The following is an 18398-nucleotide window of genomic DNA, read 5'->3' on the forward strand; positions in this document are numbered from 1 at the left end:
AATTGATATACAAGAGCAAGATTCTATTCTGAGAATCTTATAACAAGTAGAAGGCTTTGCCACTTCGATGAGCGAAAAGTCCTAAAATGACGATAACTCTGCTGAAATGATCGATAACTCTTGGCAATTGATCGATAATGACTCCAAAATGATTGAAAACCTTCCCATAATGCTTGTCGAAGTATAGAAAGCAATATTTTGGTAGTAAATAAAAAATTGGGGCTATCTAGGAAGTTAGTTTACATTAACTTCCTAGATAGCCCCTTCTATTTATACTGACTGTTTCACTCGCTCTTCGTACTTCGCAATATGCTCTTCATATTGGAATGTCAACGAGATTTCATCCCAACCATTTAACAACATTTGTTTATAATACGGGTCAATGTCAAATGAATACACCTTGCCATCCTGCCCTGTCACTGTCTGCTTCTCTAAATTAACTTCTACAGAATAAGCCTGTTGTTGACCATTTGCCAACAACTCCTCTACTTCTGCAACCGTTAATCTAATAGGTAGCAAGCCATTCTTCATGCAGTTATTATGAAAAATATCCGCAAAACTCGGAGCAATGACAACATTGAATCCATAATCCAAAATCGACCATGGCGCATGTTCCCTAGAAGAACCACAGCCGAAGTTTTCATGAGCAACTAAAATTTTCGAGCCTTTGAATCGCTCATCGTTGAGGACGAAATCTTTCACTTCACTACCATCCTCGTTAAAGCGCCAATGATAAAATACATACTTGCCGAAACCTGTGCGTTCAATCCGTTTCAGGAATTCTTTTGAAATAATCTGGTCTGTGTCAACATTTTTACGATCAAGTGGCGTCACTACACTGACGACTTCATTAATGGGTTCCATCTGCTCATCTCCCTCCGTTATGCATTCTGACTTTGCAAGTCTCTAACATCAACAAAATGACCTGCTATCGCAGAAGCAGCAGCCATCGCCGGGCTCATCAGATGTGTACGGGCACCAGCGCCTTGACGTCCTTCGAAGTTACGGTTTGACGTTGAAGCACAACGTTCTCCAGTTGGTACAACATCGTCATTCATAGCCAGACACATACTACATCCTGACTCCCGCCATTCGAAACCTGCTTCTAGGAAAATAGCATCCAAACCTTCATCTTCTGCCTGCTTTTTAACCGTACGTGAACCTGGTACGACAATCGCCGTGACAGAGGTATGGACTTTCTTCCCTTCAATCACTTGGGCAGCAGCGCGCAAATCACTTAATCTCGCGTTTGTGCATGAACCAATGAATACATGTTGAATATCAATAGAAGTCAAAGGTACCCCTTCTTCAAGGCCCATATAAGCAAGCGCTTGTTTCAACGCTTCTTTGTCCGACTCTGATTCAAAATCCTTCGCATACGGAACATGCGCTGTAATGCCAGATCCCATTGCTGGATTCGTTCCCCACGTCACAAATGGTTCAATTTCATCCGCATCAATTTCAACAACTGTGTCATACGTCGCGCCTTCGTCTGATGCAAGGGCTAGCCAAGTTGCTGCCGCTTCGTCGAACGCTTCCCCTTCTGGTACATACCTGCGACCTTTTAGGTAAGCAACCGTCGTTTCATCTGGACTGATTAAACCCGCCTTCGCGCCCGCCTCAATCGACATATTACAAATTGTCATCCGTTCCTCCATCGTTAGATTTCGGATAGCTTCACCTGTATATTCAGCGATATGACCTGTCCCCATATCAATACCGAATTTCGCAATAATCGCTAGAATAATATCTTTTGCTGTCACACCGAAGCCAAGTTTACCATTGACACGAATTTCCATCGTTTTCGGTTTGGCTTGCCATAGTGTTTGCGTCGATAGAACGTGTTCCACTTCACTTGTTCCAATACCGAATGCAATTGCTCCAAACGCTCCGTGTGTTGACGTGTGACTATCTCCACAGACAATTGTTTTTCCAGGTTGTGTCAGCCCAAGTTCCGGCCCAATAATATGGACAATCCCTTGATCTGGATGATCCATATTGGCAAGCTCAATGCCGAATTCATCACAGTTAGATTGCAGAGTATTAATTTGCTTGCGAGCAATCGGATCCTTAATCGCATTTCTGTTACGCGTTGGCACGTTATGATCCATCGTCGCAAAGCACAAATCTGGTCGACGTACAGTCCGATTAGCCAATCTTAGCCCTTCAAATGCCTGTGGAGAAGTCACTTCATGCAATAAATGAAGGTCGATATAGAGCAAATCTGGCTTCCCCTGTTCTTCGTATACGACATGCTGATCCCAAATTTTCTCAATAATATTTTTAGCCATGCGTGCTTCTCCTTCCTGTGTAGATATTTATAAAAAATCTGAGAGGGTAAACAGGCATTATGCCCGTTCCCTCTCTCCTAAAGATCAAATCCGCCAAGGCCTATTTGCGTTCAGATTTTGAATTGAGCATGGGGCCTACAGGATGTAGGTCATGCAGTGGGGAAGGATTGAACTGCATCCTTCCTTGTTGCGACAGGACTGCCTTCCTTAACTCCTTTCAAAATCTGTGACATCCGCCGGAGGCCTAATTTAATTCAATCAAACGTATGAAAACATAATACTATTCGAAACAAACTGTGTATCTAACTCATCCACAACTTTGTCCGTCCATTCTTTAGTCGATAAAACCCGTTGTCCTGGTGATGCAAGATCCGCTGTGAAAAAGCCATCTTCGAATACCGTATTGACCGCTGCTTCAATAGCTGCCGCCTCCGTTTTCAAATCAAAAGAATATTTCAGCATCATCGCAACTGATAAAATCGTAGCAGCCGGGTTGGCAATGCCTTGACCTGCAATTTCAGGTGCAGAGCCGTGAACTGGCTCGTATAACCCAAAATTATCTCCATTAATGCTTGCAGATGGTAATACACCAAGTGAACCTGTAATAACAGATGCTTCATCACTTAAAATATCACCAAACATATTTTCTGTAACGACAACATCAAATGTTGCAGGATTCGTAATCAGTTTCATCGCACAAGAGTCGACTAGTGCGTGCTCCACTTCGATATCTGGGTACGCTTTTTTCTTCTCTTCTACTACTTCACGCCATAACTTACTCGACTCTAGTACGTTTGCTTTATCAACAGACGTTACTTTTCCGCGACGCAATCTAGCTAATTCAAAGGCTTTTTCCACAATGCGTTCAATCTCTTCTCGTGTATAAACCAATGTGTCCACAGCTGATTTCTCTGTCCGTCTGCTTGGTTGACCAAAGTAGAGGCCACTCGTTAATTCGCGAACAATCATCATGTTGACGTCTTTCGCCACTTCTTCTTTAAGAGGAGAGGCATGGAGCAAAGATGGTACAGCAGCTACTGGACGCAGATTGGCAAATAGGTCAAAATGTTTTCGAATCGCAAGCAAGCCTTTTTCTGGGCGTAGCTCTGAAGGATTTTGGTCCCATTTTGGTCCGCCTACTGCTCCGAGGAGAACGGCATCACTCTCTTCACAAAGCTTAATTGTTTCTTCCGGAAGTGGATTATTATATTGATCAATCGCATTGCCACCGATTGCCCCGTATTCAATATGAAAGGTATGACTAAAGCGTCTTCCAATCGTTTCTAGCACCTTTACTGCTGCTGCCGTCACTTCTGGACCGATTCCGTCGCCTGGTAATACTGCTACTCTTTTTTCCATAGGACTTCTCCTCCTTGTTTTAATTTATCTCAGATACAGCTGTTCTCACTGGATTTGCTATTTTCATCAAATGTCTATTAATAGCATTTAAATAGGCTTTAGCAGAGGCTTGCAATACATCTTGCGCAACGTCTCGCCCAATCGAAACTTCACCATCAATACTTAAATTGACAACGGCTTCACCAAGTGCATCGCGCCCTTTACCGATAGATGTGACACGATAGTCGAGGATATGAACTTCTCCTATGACAAGCTGCTCCAGTGTATTAAAAATCGCTTCGACTGATCCAGCGCCTGTTGCCGCTACAGTAATCGCTTCACCACTTGGTTCAACTGCTGATACTGTCGCTGTCGGAACATTAACCGTGTCATACTGCACTTGAACATTCGTCAATTCATAGACAGGCGTATCTTTATATTTAATTTGTTGATCTGTGAATAAAATGAACAGATCATCTTCAGTAATTTCTTTTTTACGGTCTGCCAGCTTTTTGAACTCGGCAAACGCTTGATTTAATTTCTCGTCATTTAATTCAAAGCCCATTGTAGTAGCCCGGTCTTTGAAGGCATGGCGTCCAGAGTGCTTACCAAGTGCCAGCGGCTCCGTTTTATCACCAATTAATTCAGGAGTAATAATTTCATATGTTTGACGATTTTTTAAGTAGCCATCTTGGTGAATACCTGATTCATGTGCAAAAGCATTTTTTCCAACAACTGCTTTGTTCGGCTGGATAACAACACCCGTTAATTGGCTAACAAGCTGACTGGTGCGTTTAATTTCCTGTAAATTGATGCCAGTTTCAAAACCATAAAAATCTTTACGGATATGTAGTGCGACTGCAATTTCCTCAAGTGCTGCGTTACCCGCTCGTTCACCGATACCGTTAATCGTTCCTTCAACTTGTTCCGCACCGTTTTCAATCGCTGCGATGGAGTTGGCAACAGCCATTCCTAAGTCGTTATGGCAATGTGCCGACAGCTTAACCTTGTCGATACCCGTCACATTTTCTTTTAAGTATTTGAACAGAGCACCGTATTCTTGAGGCGTGGCATAACCAACTGTATCAGGAATATTGATAACTGTTGCACCCGCTACAATGACTTGATCGATAATGCGTACTAGAAATTCGTGATCTGAGCGAAATGCGTCTTCCGCAGACCATTGTACAGTCGGGAAAAATTTGCGTGCATATTTAACAGCTTCCACTGCAATATCCACCACTTGATCGGGAGTTTTTTGCAGCTTGTATTCCATATGGATGGGTGATGTTGCTAAAAAGACATGTAAATGAGGTTGTTCCGCACCACGAAGTGCTTCCCACGACGTTTCAATATCGCTTTTCATCGCCCGAGCAAGACCTGTCACTGTCGAATTTTTTACCGTATTCGCAATGCGTTGAACCGCTTCAAAATCACCCGGGGATGAAGCAGGAAACCCTGCTTCAATAATTGTTGCCCCGAATTTTTCAAGCTGTTTTGCAATTTCTAACTTCTCAGCCGTATTTAGATTAATGCCAGCTGATTGTTCTCCGTCCCGAAGTGTTGTATCAAATATGTCAATTTTTCGCACTACCCACCACTTCTTCCTCTTTTGTTTTTGCACCTTCGTTCACAAACGGCATCATTGCACGAAGTTTTTGACCTACTTCTTCGATTTGGTGCTTCGCTTCTGCTTGTTCGATACGGTTGAAGTTTGGACGACCGTTTTCGTTTTCTTCAATCCATTCTTTTGCAAATTTACCTGATTGAATATCTGTTAGAACATCTTTCATACGTGCTTTTGTATCAGCATCTACAATACGTGGACCTGAAACGAAGTCACCCCACTCAGCTGTATCTGAGATTGAGTAGCGCATGCCTGCCATGCCGCCTTCATACATCAAGTCAACGATTAGTTTTGTTTCGTGCAATGTTTCAAAATAAGCAAGTTCAGGTTGGTAACCAGCTTCTACAAGTGTTTCAAATCCAGCTTTAACAAGTGATGTCAAACCACCACAAAGAACTGCTTGCTCCCCGAATAGATCCGTAACCGTTTCTTCTTCAAATGTTGTTTCAAGAACACCACCGCGTGCAGAACCGATTCCTTTTGCATATGCAAGTGCAACGTCTTTGGCATTGCCCGATACGTCCTGATAGATGGCGAACAATGCTGGTACACCTGCGCCTGCTTCAAATGTTCTACGTACGAGATGTCCTGGTCCTTTTGGCGCTACTAGGAATACGTCAACATCTGCTGGTGGTTTAATTTGACCGAAGTGAACGTTGAAACCGTGTGCGAATACAAGTGATTTTCCTGCTGTAAGAGCTGGTGCAATTTCCTCTTCATAGACTTGCTTTTGTCTTTCATCTGGCAATAGGATCATGATGAAGTCTGCTTGTTCTGCAGCTTCTTTAACTGTTTTCACTTCAAGTCCATCTTGTTTTGCTTGGTCGAAAGATTTACCTGGACGTACACCAACAACAACGTCGAAACCTGAATCTTTCAAGTTACGAGCATGTGCGTGACCTTGTGAACCGTATCCGATGATTGCGATCTTCTTATCCTGTAGAACTGCCTCGTTGATATCTTGGTTATAATACATTTTTGTCATAATAATTTCCTCCTAGTGGGTTGTTTGTTTTTTTTATAGAATTATATGGGTATACCATGAATTCTTTTATCTGTGCCAGATAGTGGTAGGCAACCTAAGTGCGCCACATCCTGTGGCAATGGTTGCATGATCGACATCCTGTCGACCCGCGGATGTCACCGATTTTCAATGGGAATTACGCCAAGGCGTAATTGATTATTGTTTCAAAATCGATAGCTGTGGTGATTGGATCTTTTGCATATCGCGTGTCATCGCTGTTGCACCTGTTCGCGTTAATTCCTTAATGCCATAAGGTTTCAGCAATTCAATGAATGCTTCAATTTTCTCTGGATGACCGACAACTTGATAGGTAACCACGCTTTTACTAGAATCGAGAATTCTCGCCCGGAATGGCTCGATGATGCTGTTCATTTCACTTCTAACATGAGGCGGTGAAATGACTTTTACTAAAGCAAGCTCCCGCATAACAATGGATTTGTCCGTAATGTCATTGACTTTCAGGACATCTATTTGTTTGGATAGCTGTTTAACAAGTTGCTCAATTTTCTGTTCATCATCCACATTGACGATGAATGTCATTTTTGACCTGTCAGGCTGGTCTGTGTGGCCGACAGTAATACTTTCAATATTGAACTGCCTTTTCATCAATAGACCAGTCACCCGGTTCAATACACCACTTTGATTAATAACCGTTACAGTAATAACTCTTCTCATTTCGGGCTCACCCCAATCATTTCATGATTGCCTTTACCTGGCGCCACCATCGGATAGACGTTTTCCAATCGTTTCACCCGACAATCAATGAGAACGGGTTCATCCGATAAAAGCGCTTCTTGGAACACTGTTTCTGCTTCTTCCAATGTATTAATTCGATACCCTTTAATGTCATATGCTTCCGCCAGTTTGACAAAATCAGGCTGGACGGGAATCAATGATTGTGAATAGCGCTCTTCGTAAAACGTCTCCTGCCATTGGCGAACCATGCCAAGCGCTTCGTTGTTTAAAATAACAACTTTGACCGGAATACGAAGTTCTTGTAGTAAAGATAATTCCTGCGCAGTCATTTGGAAGCCTGCATCTCCAACAATAGCGACAACGCGTTTATCTGGCTTTGCAATTTGAGCGCCGATTGCCGCTGGGAAGCCGAAGCCCATTGTTCCAAGACCTCCAGAAGTTACCCAGTGATCTGGATTGTTGAGCGGATAGTATTGCGCCGCCCACATCTGGTGCTGACCAACGTCTGTTGTGACAATGGCATCCCCTTTTGTCACACGGTGGATGATTTCGACCGCTTGTTGCGCAAGTAGAGCACCGTCATCGCTGTTGTACCATAGTGGATATTCCTTCATAGACTCCCTCAAGTACGTCAGCCAATCAGCTGATTCTGTTACAGCGATTTCCTGTTTTAATAGTGCTTGCAAGGCTTCTTTGGCATCTGCTACAATCGGAATTTCCGTTGGAACGTTTTTGCCGATTTCAGCTGGGTCGATGTCAATATGGATTACTTTTGCGTTTGGCGCAAATTGTTTTAGATTTCCGGTCAGCCTGTCATCGAAACGTGCACCAATATTGATAAGCACATCACATTTATAAAGTGCCATATTGGAAGTGACCGTTCCGTGCATACCCGCCATTCCAAGGAATAATTCGTGATCGCCACGGATACCACCTAGCCCGAGAAGCGTATTCGTCACCGGGATTTGATGTTTTTCTACGAACTCTTTCAATTCGTCCATTGCTTGGGCGTGGAGAATACCGGCACCTGCAAGGATAAGCGGTTTTTCCGCTTGCGAAATGGCTTGTGCTGCTTTTTGTATTTGTAAAAAGTTTGGAGTCGTTGTCGGCTGATACCCCGGTAAATTGACTTCCGTCTTTGTATCTTCAACTGGTACGAACAATCCAGTTGCAATGTCCTTCGGGATATCGACTAAAACTGGACCTCTACGCCCCGTTGACGCAATATGAAATGCTTCTTTTATGATTCTTGGCAAATCTGCCATGTTATTCACTTGGTAATTATGCTTCGTAATCGGTTGTGTGATACCAATAATATCTGCTTCTTGAAATGCGTCCGTTCCAATAACCGAACTTGCAACTTGACCTGTGAAAACAACTAGTGGCAATGAATCCATCATCGCATCCGTAATGCCCGTCACTAGGTTCGTTGCTCCTGGGCCCGATGTTGCAATGACAACGCCAGGTTTTCCAGAAACACGAGCATAGCCCTCTGCCGCATGAATCGCACCTTGTTCATGACGAGCAAGTATGTGAGAGATAGGGTTTTTATACAACGCATCATAAATCGGTAATACAGCCCCGCCAGGATAGCCGAAAATCACTTCGACACCTTGGTCCTTCAACGCCTGAATAAGAACAGCCGACCCATCTTTCGGTTGGTTTGTTTGTTGTTCAGTCACAGTCTTCGGTGCGATTTCCTTTGCAGCTTGCTTCGCTTGAACGCCAGCATTCATCTACAAACTCCTCCTTACTATTTGTTAGTTATATAGTTATTGAATAGTTAATTAATTCTTCTTGTAATCAATTATGCCTTGACATAATTGCGTCCAGCAGGAACTTTTTGCTGGATGAATATAAAAAAGCTTTTTCATCCACGCAAAGAAATATCCTTCTTTACATAGGGATGAAAAAGCTTTTCATGGTACCACCCTTGTTCGTAGCAAATTCGCTACCTCATGAATAGACGAGTCTATTCGTTGCTAACGAGCACAGATTTCTCTACGCCCGAGATTGCCTATTGTTGCATTAGTTTCAGCAATCCACTCCGAGGGGATGTCGCGGTTGGTTGTATTACCGGTTTTCAGCACCACCGGCTCTCTGTGAATACGAATTCCAACCACTTTTACCTCATCAACGAGTTATTATATTCAATTTCGCCTCGGCGTAATTGCGTCCGGATTTTGAATTGCGCTTGCGCAATTAACTCCCTTCAAAATCTGTGACATCCGCCGGAGGCTTTAACTTAATTCGGCAGAATTAAGTTAAATTTTCATAACACCACCAGTACTTGCAGATGTCACAAGTGCTGAATATCTAGCTAACCAGCCTTTTTTAATCTTCGGTTCGAACGGTTGTAATTTCGATTTTCGTTCTGCTAAAACTTCATCGGCAACCTCGAGCTCAATTGTTCTATTGATCAAATCAATCGCGATGATGTCACCATTTTCAACAAGTGCGATTGGCCCACCATCAGCAGCTTCTGGTGATATGTGTCCGATTGAAATTCCGCGAGATGCTCCTGAGAAACGTCCGTCAGTAATGAGGGCTACCTTCGTGCCTAAACCGCGTCCTTGAATTGCGGATGTCGGCGCAAGCATTTCTGGCATTCCAGGCCCACCTTTTGGTCCTTCGTAACGAATGACCACGACATGACCTTCGCGTACAGTACCATTATCGATGTTCTCTTGTGCATCGTCTTGTGATTCGAAGACAATCGCTTCACCACGGAATTCTTTAATAGATGGATCGACAGCACCGACTTTAATGACACCACCGTCTGGAGCGATGTTTCCGAATAGAACAGATAAGCCACCGACCTTGCTATGAGGATTATCTTTCGTCCGAATGATTTTGTCGTCGAGAATCGGATAATCTGCCACATCTTCGCCAATCGTTTTGCCTGTTATCGTAATACGGTCAGGGTGAATAGCACCTGGTATTTTAGTTAATTCATTAATAATCGCACTTACGCCGCCTGCTCTAAAAATATCATCCATTGAGACGTCCGAAGCTGGCATAATTTTCGCTAAATAAGGAACTCGCTCTGCCACTACATTAATATCATGAACGTTATAATCAATTTCTGCTTCATGTGCGAGGGCTAGCGTGTGTAGTACTGTATTTGTTGAACCACCCATTGCCATATCCAAAGCGAATGCATCATCGATTGCTTCTTTTGTAACAATGTCGCGCGGCTTAATATCTTCTTTCACCATTCGTACCAGATGTTTAGCTGCTTCTTTAATGAGTCTATGACGTTCATCTGAAGTTGCTACAATCGTACCGTTTCCTGGCAATGCAAGACCTACCATTTCCATCAAGCAGTTCATAGAGTTTGCCGTAAACATTCCTGAACAAGAGCCGCATGTTGGACAAGCGTTGTTTTCGATATCCAGTAGTTCTTCGGCTGTCATTTTGCCTGCCTTGTATGCACCGACTCCTTCAAATACTGAAGTAAGTGAAAGTGCCTTCCCATCCGCCGAAACACCGGCTTCCATTGGGCCACCCGATACAAAGACGGAAGGGACATTTGTACGAACCGCCGCCATCAGCATACCCGGTGTGATTTTGTCACAGTTCGGAATATAGAACACACCATCAAACCAGTGTGCATTGATGACAGTTTCTGCTGAGTCGGCAATGAGTTCACGGCTTGGCAATGAATACCGCATACCGATATGTCCCATCGCAATTCCGTCGTCAACACCAATGGTATTGAACTCGAATGGAACCCCGCCTGCTTCCCAAATGGCTTCTTTTACAATTTCAGCAAATTTGTTTAAGTGTCTGTGTCCCGGAATAATATCAATATATGAGTTACAAACGCCGATGAACGGCTTTTCTAAATCTTTGGTTTTAATACCAGTCGCATAAAGCAAACTTCTGTGAGGTGCGCGATCCACACCTTTTTTGATCATGTCACTTCTCATAGCACTCTCTCCTAATCAAATCACTCACATATTAAGGAAGAATGTAATTCAATTCTTCTCTGAGGAAGGATGAAGTTCAATCATTCCCTGTTCGCTTATTTTGTGACTTTACTTATTTCTGTCTTATAGTTTGTGATTTGAATCACGAACTAATATTGGATTGATGCCATCATATCTTGGATTCCTATTGGAGTCAACAGTCTTTTTTTAATTGTTAGCCAATTACAAATAGTCAATTTGGTTGAATGCGCTTACAAATCGCAATATAGCGCGATATATTGCATACAAGTTATTTATGAACAACTTATAAATATTTTTTGACACTCTATTTTTCAGCGTATCGGTTTCGAAATTGTTAGGGCAATTCGAGGAACTGTCAGTGTAAATCAATAAACTGTCAGGGTAATCCAGAGAACTGTCAGCACACCGCAAAAAGACACCATCTCTATAAGTGCGATGGTGTCTTCCTATTTAAAATCATATACCTACGGGAACAATATACATTCCCGTCTGCTCATCTGTTTTTACAATAACGTCGACGCCGTAAATCTCTTTAACCGTTTGCGCTGTAATGACTTCGCTTGGCGCACCTTTGACAACAATTTCACCGTTCTTCATCGCAATGATGGTGTCGCTATAGCGGATGGCTTGGTTAATATCATGTAACACCATGACAATCGATATGCCATGTGTGCGATTTAAGTTCTTGATTAATTCCAATAGTTCATATTGGTAATAAATATCGAGATAAGTCGTTGGTTCGTCTAAAAATAGAAATGGTGTTTTTTGGGCTAATGCCATCGCAATCCAAACGCGTTGCATTTGACCACCTGACAATTCGTCGATTGGGACTTTTCTTTTATCCGTTAAGTTTGTACTTGCAAGTGCCCACTCCACCGCTTGCTCATCTTCTTCTGTTGTTGATGAAAATAGATTTTTGTATGGAATTCGTCCATAGCTCGTCAACTTTTCGACCGTCATATCAGAAGGTGCGTTATTTTGCTGATGAACAACAGCTAGTTTTTTCGCCAGTTCCTTCGGTTTAAAATCCGTAAGTGCCTTGCCATCTAATAGAACTTGCCCACTTTGCGGAACATTATTATTTGACATCACACTTAAAAGCGTCGATTTCCCGCAGCCGTTTGGTCCGATAATCGTTGTAATCTTTCCGATATCAATCGTACTATTGACACCATGTAGCGTATTTACTTTTTTATCATACGAAAAAGTAATATCCTTAATGTCCATAAATACGATCACTCTTTCTCAGTAAGAATATGAGGAATGGTCCCCCGATGACAGCCATGATGATAGATGCGGGTATTTCATTCGGTGCGATAATCGTTCTACCTAATGTATCTGCTGTTAAAATCAGCAACGCTCCCGCCAATGCAGAAAATGGAATGAGTACCTTATGATCTGTACCAACTAGTGAACGGCCGATATGCGGGACCAGCAAGCCGACAAATGCAAAAAGTCCTGCAACAGATGTCGCAACAGATGCCAGTAAAACTGCAACTAACGAAATGACAAAGCGTGCCAAATTGACATTGACGCCTAAGTTTTTCGCTGTTCGATCTTCTAATGCCAAATAATTACACCATGCGTATACACCAAACGATAGTACAAGGCCAATCGTGCCGTACAAAACGATGACATCGACATCACTCCATTTTTTCATCGTTAACGTCGAGGTCATCGTCTGACTCATGGATTGTGTCAGGGCGCTGCCACTAAACCCAAGCCCCTGGCTCAGTCCCGTAAACAAAGCATTGACCGCAATCCCAATTAAAATCATACGTAGCGGATCGAGTCCCGATTTCCAGGATAATGAATAGACAAGGAAAAACGCTAATGCGCCACCTAAAAAAGCAAACAAGGGCACAAAAAAATACAACGTTGGGAATAAAGCCACAACCAGTATAGACATAAACCCTGCGCCTGCAGAAACACCGATAATGCCCGGGTCTGCTAAAGGATTGCGCATGACAGCTTGCAATAGCACCCCCGCTACTGATAAAGTTGCTCCTGCAAATAAAGCAATGATAATACGCGGTAATCGCAAATCTTTAATAATCGCTACATCATCGTTTGTACCCGTGAAAAGCCCTTGAATTAATTCAAATGGCGTTACTTTTATGCTACCTGTAATGGCTGATTGAATAATAACAACGACCAGTAGTGCAATGACGCCGACAAAACTAAGCATTTTTTTGTTTTTTGCAAACATCCTTTTCCCTACCTTTAATTATGGATACAACATTTTTTGCAATTCATCCAACGCTTCAACAGCTGCAAGATTACCCGTTGTTCCAAATAGAAGTTCGTCCAAATCATAGACGCGATCATTTTTTACAGCCTCAAAATGCTTCCACACATCATTCGTGCGAAATTCATCATCAAACATTTTCACAACTTCGTCAGGCATACCATGTGCCGCTCTTAAAATGATATCTGGTTTAGCTTGCTGTAAATATTCTGTATTGGATGATAAAAATTCGACATCTTCCCCAGTGATGACATTTTTCCCACCACTGCGCTTCACGAGGTCACCGATATAAGAATGCTCGGTTGCCACAAGATAACTGCCCGGTATCCCCATTAAAATAAGGACAGATGGCTGCTCTTTTCCTTCTGCTAGCTGTTCAATCTCTGCCGCTTTCTCTTCAAATTGGTCGATAATAGCTTGCGCTTGTGTTTGACGATCATATTTTTCACCCATTTTTAAAATTTCACTATGCATCGCATCGATACTTTCCAAATTGATATAGGTCATATCAATTTTGCGCTCATCAAACATCTCTTGCAAATCATATTGTAATGTTGTGACGGATAGTATTTCCGTCGGTTTCAACGAAAGCAACATTTCCATATCAGGGCCCATCGGATTCCCCACTTCTTTGGCGCCTTCATAACGCTTCGGTAAATCCTTGTAGCTCGATGGAATACCGACTAAGTCCAATTCAAGTGCATCCATAATTTCCGTCAAGGCGACTGTTGTAGCAACAATTCGATCCTCTGTCGGATCAATGGGTTCTTTCACAGATTGCTGTGATGAACAACCAGCCAACACAACGATGATAAGCATGCACAGCATATAGCTTGTTTTCCGCATATTTTATGCTCACTCCTTAAAGAAGGGTCTTGATAGTACATCAAGACCCAGGTTAATTATGATTTTCGTTTTCTTATGAATAGTAATCCCCCGCCTGCTAGAACAATTACAATCACAATAATGAACCATACGGGACCAGCATTCGATGTTGAATCGGCTTCTACTTCACCAACTGCCTGTTCTTCCTTCACTTCAGGTTGTTCATTAGATACTTCTTCAACTTCCAGTTCTTCCTCTTCCGCACTCTCTTCATTGATTACTGCTTCGGTAACTTCGGCTTCAGTGTCCGCAGGTTCAGTTGGCGCGACTGGTTCAATTGTTTTTTCTACAGCCGGCTCTTCTGCTTTCTCACTAACGGTCTCTTCTTTAGAGTTAGAGGCTGCCGATTTTTCTTCTACTTTTTGTGTTACTTCTGGTTTCTTCTCTTCTTTCGTCTCTGCTGGCTTTTGCGGTGGTGTAGCCGTCGCTTTTTCTGATTCAGTAGGTTTAGTTGTTGGAGTAGGCTCCGGCTTTTCAGCAACCGGTGCTAAAGGGATATTCGAGCTGTTAAATTTGAAGCGGATATCGTATTTATTATCATAAGTAAAACCAGGAATTCCCGTAACAATGATATGAATCTTAGCATTAACCAATTGATCGAGGTCTTTCACTTCAAACTTCACAATACGCTTGTCATTTGCCGTGTCCTCACTGACCACTTGTACTTCAGCGCCGTTCACTTTAAAATACTGCCACCATGAGCTGTTATTCAATGTCATGACTACATGCATTTTGCCGTTTTGGACGATTAGTTTTGCTGGGCTAACGACATATTCCGCTGTTGCTGATGTTTCACTACCCGTATCCTTCAACACGTTAAATGGCACCGTATACTCACCATCAGCATAGGGTGAAGCTGCTGCGGCTTGCTGCGGTGCAAGTATTGGGAGTATAAGCGTTGCGATCATGGCAACTAAAAAAATAATATTCTTCTTCAAATCAAAATCTCTCCTTTATTAAGGAACTTAATTCTTGAGCAATCGCTACAACGCCGGCTGTCACTGAAATAGTGACGCCGGCATTGGGATTGCTATTCATATTATATACATTGAATTAAATAATCCGACTACCCGCCGATTTCCGTTACGAGCGGACGCTTTCCGCGGGCACGGCTTCAGCCTCCTCGTCACTGCGTTCCTGTGGGGTCTTCAGCTCGCGCTGTTCCCGCCGGAGTCGCCGCTCTTCACTCCAATCGGCTGGAGAAAAATTAATTCAACTTATATAGTTAATAATTATTGAACTTTTTCTAATAGGAAATAAACCATTTTAACAGCATGTGCGCGAGTTGCGTTTGCTTTTGGTTCAAATACCTTTTGACCTTTTACTTCTTTTCCGCTGATGATGCCAAGGCCTGCTGCCAAGTCAATTGATTTTTGTGCATCAGCAGTAATGTTCTTTGTATCTGCAAATGAAACAGCGTTTGTTACGCCCTCTAGTACAGTCGCGTCCTTGAATTCAATTGCACGGATAATCATTGTTGCCATTTGTTGACGTGTGATTTTTTCGTTCGGATTAAACTTGCCTTCATTTCCTTTAATGATACCTGCACGGCTTGCTGCTTCAATATCAGCTACAATTCCGTCCATTGCTTCTGTTACGTCAGAAAATGTTCCTTCGAAATCTTGTTTCGGTAGCTCAAGTGCACGTGACAACATCACTGCGAATTGCGCTCTTGTAATATCTTCATTTGGAGCAAACGTTGTCGCTGTTTTGCCTTTAACGATTTGTTTAGTAGCAAGTGCTTCAATATACGGTTTTGCCCATGATTTATCGATGTCTGTAAATGTAACCGTTTCTTCAACTTCCGGTACTTCTTCTACCTCTGGTACCTCTTCAGTTGCTACTGCTTTGATGCTATCTTTATCAAAAGCAAGACGAACTGTGTAGTTACCCGTGTGGTTTGCAGCTGCTACAAATACTGTTACTTTTGCATTAACGATTACAGATAGATCCGCTACTTCAAATTCTACTACACGTGTGTTTGCTTTTTCGTCTGTGTTAATAACTGTTGCGTCGACGAATTTGCCATCTTGTTCTACTTGGAATTCTGTAATTTGTTCGTTGTTTGTTAATGTAAGTGCGACAAGATTTTTACCATCTTTCACTGTAAGTGCTGCCGGCGTTTCGATATATCTTGTCATAGAAGATTCTTTATCTTCCTCTTCATGTAAAGCTTTAAAGTCGATTGTAAATGCACCGTCTGTTGCTACTTCTGGTGTTTCTTCAACTTCTTCGGCTGCTACTGCTTTGATGCTTTTTGAATCAAATGAAAGGCGAACGACATGGTTGCCTGTATAGTTTTGGGCTGGCACAGAAACTGTTACTTTTGAATTCATAATAGCTGTAAGGTCTGCTACTTCAAATGCAACAACGCGTGTGTTCGCTTTTTCATCTGTGCTAACAACTGTTGCGTCGACGTATTTACCGTCTTGCTCTACTTGGAATGCTGTGATTTGTTCGTTGTTTGTTAATGTTAACGCAACAAGGTTTTTACCGTCTTTCACTGTAAGTGCCGCTGCTGCATCGATATATCTAGCCATTGAAGAGTCTTTGTCTTCTTTTTCGTGTAATGCTTTAAAATCGATTGTGTATGCGCCATCTGCTACTGCTTCTGCTTCTGGTTTCACTTCAGGTGTTACTTCTGGTGTTACAGGAGCTTGGCTACCGTCAAATTTCAAACGAAGGTCATAGCTATGGTCATACTCACCAATTCCTGGGATACCCGTTACAATAATATGTGCTTTAATATTCAATACTTTTGTAACGTCTTGGACTTCAAATTTAACGAGTCTAGTATCTGCTTTTTCATCTTCACTCACTACAACTGCTTCTACAAAGTTATCTTCTGTAAAAGTACCTGGTTGTGTTTTCTGTACTTTTAGTGACTGCCAAAATTTCGCTTGCTCTAGTGTCACATATGCATAAGTCTTACCATCTTCAACAACAATTTTAGCTGGGCTTGTCACAAAGTCTCCCGCAGTGGACTTATCATCGCTATCTGCTTTTAATACGTCAAATGTTACCTCAACTTCTTGCTTCGTCACTTCTGCGGCTTGAGATTGAAGTGCTGGGAATACTGAAAATACGACAAGTAATGCTGATAACAACATCATAATTTGCTTCTTCATTCGTTTCTCTCCTTTAATAGATCGTTATTTTTTAGATGAACTAAATTTGCGCGCAATTATCACAATAGCTGCGGCAAGTACTGCAATAAGTATATATAGAATTACATTGTTCCCTATTCCCTCATCTGTTGTTGATCCAGAATCAGATGAACCAACGACAACAGCAGGTGCGTCTGTCACTTGCATTGTCTCCAAATCAAAATTCAAACGAACGGTATACTTATGGTCATACACTGGTACCATATCTTCAATCTTTACGTGCATCTGCATCAACACGGGCTGTGAAATATCTCCATCCACCTGAAACGCAATGACACGCTGGTCATTTTCTGTATCCTCACTCACAACATCCACGTCGACAAATGACTCACCATTCGTAGCTGTCAGAACCTTAACCCACTCACTGCGGTTAACCGTGAATTGTATATATTGAATCCCGTTATCGACGGTAAGTGTTGCTGGCTTCTCAAAATAATCATTTGCAATAGATACAGAATCACTATCTGCCTGCAACATCTCGTACTCTACAACATATGTACCGTTTGATAATTCAGCAGCAACAGCTTCTGGCAATTGGAAGACAAACAGCAAACACCCCAGTATAGTCGCGAAAAACGATCTCGCTAACATTCTTTTCGCAAACGATACCTTTTTGCTTCCAACAAACTTTGCAGTAGGCAAACTCCCTTCTAACTCCCTTCTAATCATAAGTATTTTTTTACATTCAACCTATATATTGAGAATGATTATCACTACGTGTCTCTTTCTAATAATAACTGATAGAATACTAATGTCAACGAGTCATTAGACCTTTCACAAACTGTTCACATTTTTTATTAAAAAGTCGTGTCAAAGAGCCCATTGTACGATAATTAATTCAAAAAAATGCCTATACAATTTCACGGAAAGGTTTTTGAATTTAATAAAAAATTGCATGTCATATACGCATATTCACACGAACAACTTCAACTCAGGAAAAGAAATCACAATTCCAGCTGATGTTATCCAAAATGCAATCAGCCTGGAAGATTTCTTGAAAGCACTGGAAGCAAAAAAGTGGAAGAGGCTAAGAAATAAGTACTTTTGAAATGGAATAAGATCCTCTATGAGCCTATTCCATTTTTTATTTTTGCTATTTTAAAAGAAAAATTCAATAATAACTGAAACCTTTTTGGCATATATTCGTATTTGTAGTATACTTACTTTGT

14 protein-coding genes and 1 other annotated feature are annotated in these 18398 nt (G+C 42.0%); all 14 genes read right to left on the bottom strand.

The genetic code is table 11. The features are described from left to right. Positions 1–270 precede the first annotated feature (270 nt). The 14 genes from leuD to N1I80_RS17610 all read right to left on the bottom strand — a co-directional run bounded on the left by leuD (position 271) and on the right by N1I80_RS17610 (position 17871). Entirely contained in the window at positions 271–864 is a 594-nt protein-coding gene (gene leuD / locus N1I80_RS17545; protein WP_340739125.1) for a 3-isopropylmalate dehydratase small subunit, read from the bottom strand. Between the two features lie 17 nt (positions 865–881). After that, complete coding sequence (gene leuC, locus N1I80_RS17550) at positions 882–2291, bottom strand: 3-isopropylmalate dehydratase large subunit (RefSeq protein WP_340739126.1); 1410 nt, start codon at positions 2289–2291, stop codon at positions 882–884. 258 nt (positions 2292–2549) lie between these two features. After that, positions 2550–3650 carry a 3-isopropylmalate dehydrogenase gene (gene leuB / locus N1I80_RS17555; RefSeq protein ID WP_340739127.1) on the bottom strand — a complete coding sequence of 367 codons (1101 nt, stop codon included), beginning with the start codon at positions 3648–3650 and terminating at the stop codon, positions 2550–2552. Positions 3651–3669: 19 nt separating this feature from the next. Continuing rightward, positions 3670–5220 (bottom strand): 2-isopropylmalate synthase, encoded by a 1551-nt coding sequence (locus N1I80_RS17560; RefSeq protein ID WP_340739128.1) that lies wholly within the window; start codon positions 5218–5220, stop codon positions 3670–3672. Then, complete coding sequence (ilvC, locus tag N1I80_RS17565; protein ID WP_340739129.1) at positions 5207–6241, bottom strand: ketol-acid reductoisomerase; 1035 nt, start codon at positions 6239–6241, stop codon at positions 5207–5209. Before ilvC ends, N1I80_RS17560 begins: the two co-directional genes overlap by 14 nt. Positions 6242–6436: 195 nt before the next feature. After that, positions 6437–6955, bottom strand: a complete 519-nt coding sequence (ilvN, locus tag N1I80_RS17570) for an acetolactate synthase small subunit (protein ID WP_340739130.1) — start codon at positions 6953–6955, stop codon at positions 6437–6439. Beyond that, complete coding sequence (gene ilvB / locus N1I80_RS17575; protein WP_340739131.1) at positions 6952–8712, bottom strand: acetolactate synthase large subunit; 1761 nt, start codon at positions 8710–8712, stop codon at positions 6952–6954. Before ilvB ends, ilvN begins: the two co-directional genes overlap by 4 nt. 163 nt (positions 8713–8875) lie before the next feature. Then, positions 8876–9122, bottom strand: a binding site (T-box leader). Positions 9123–9240: 118 nt separating this feature from the next. Beyond that, the gene (gene ilvD / locus N1I80_RS17580; RefSeq protein WP_340739132.1) at positions 9241–10908 is read right to left on the bottom strand and encodes a dihydroxy-acid dehydratase; all 1668 of its coding nucleotides are present in this window, start codon (positions 10906–10908) and stop codon (positions 9241–9243) included. 477 nt (positions 10909–11385) lie between these two features. Further along, positions 11386–12156 carry an ABC transporter ATP-binding protein gene (locus tag N1I80_RS17585; RefSeq protein ID WP_340739133.1) on the bottom strand — a complete coding sequence of 257 codons (771 nt, stop codon included), beginning with the start codon at positions 12154–12156 and terminating at the stop codon, positions 11386–11388. After that, entirely contained in the window at positions 12146–13138 is a 993-nt protein-coding gene (locus N1I80_RS17590; protein ID WP_340739134.1) for a FecCD family ABC transporter permease, read from the bottom strand. Before N1I80_RS17590 ends, N1I80_RS17585 begins: the two co-directional genes overlap by 11 nt. Before the next feature lie 18 nt (positions 13139–13156). Further along, entirely contained in the window at positions 13157–14023 is an 867-nt protein-coding gene (gene isdE / locus N1I80_RS17595; protein ID WP_340739135.1) for a heme ABC transporter substrate-binding protein IsdE, read from the bottom strand. 56 nt (positions 14024–14079) lie between these two features. Beyond that, positions 14080–15000 (bottom strand): NEAT domain-containing protein, encoded by a 921-nt coding sequence (locus N1I80_RS17600; RefSeq protein ID WP_340739136.1) that lies wholly within the window; start codon positions 14998–15000, stop codon positions 14080–14082. Positions 15001–15294: 294 nt separating this feature from the next. Further along, on the bottom strand, positions 15295–17190 hold the full coding sequence (locus N1I80_RS17605) for an NEAT domain-containing protein (protein ID WP_340739137.1): 1896 nt from the start codon (positions 17188–17190) through the stop codon (positions 15295–15297). A gap of 24 nt (positions 17191–17214) precedes the next feature. Next, positions 17215–17871 carry an NEAT domain-containing protein gene (locus N1I80_RS17610; RefSeq protein ID WP_340739138.1) on the bottom strand — a complete coding sequence of 219 codons (657 nt, stop codon included), beginning with the start codon at positions 17869–17871 and terminating at the stop codon, positions 17215–17217. Positions 17872–18398 lie beyond the last annotated feature (527 nt).

The sequence above is a fragment of the Sporosarcina sp. FSL K6-3457 genome (assembly GCF_038007285.1).
Lineage (GTDB): Bacteria > Bacillota > Bacilli > Bacillales_A > Planococcaceae > Sporosarcina.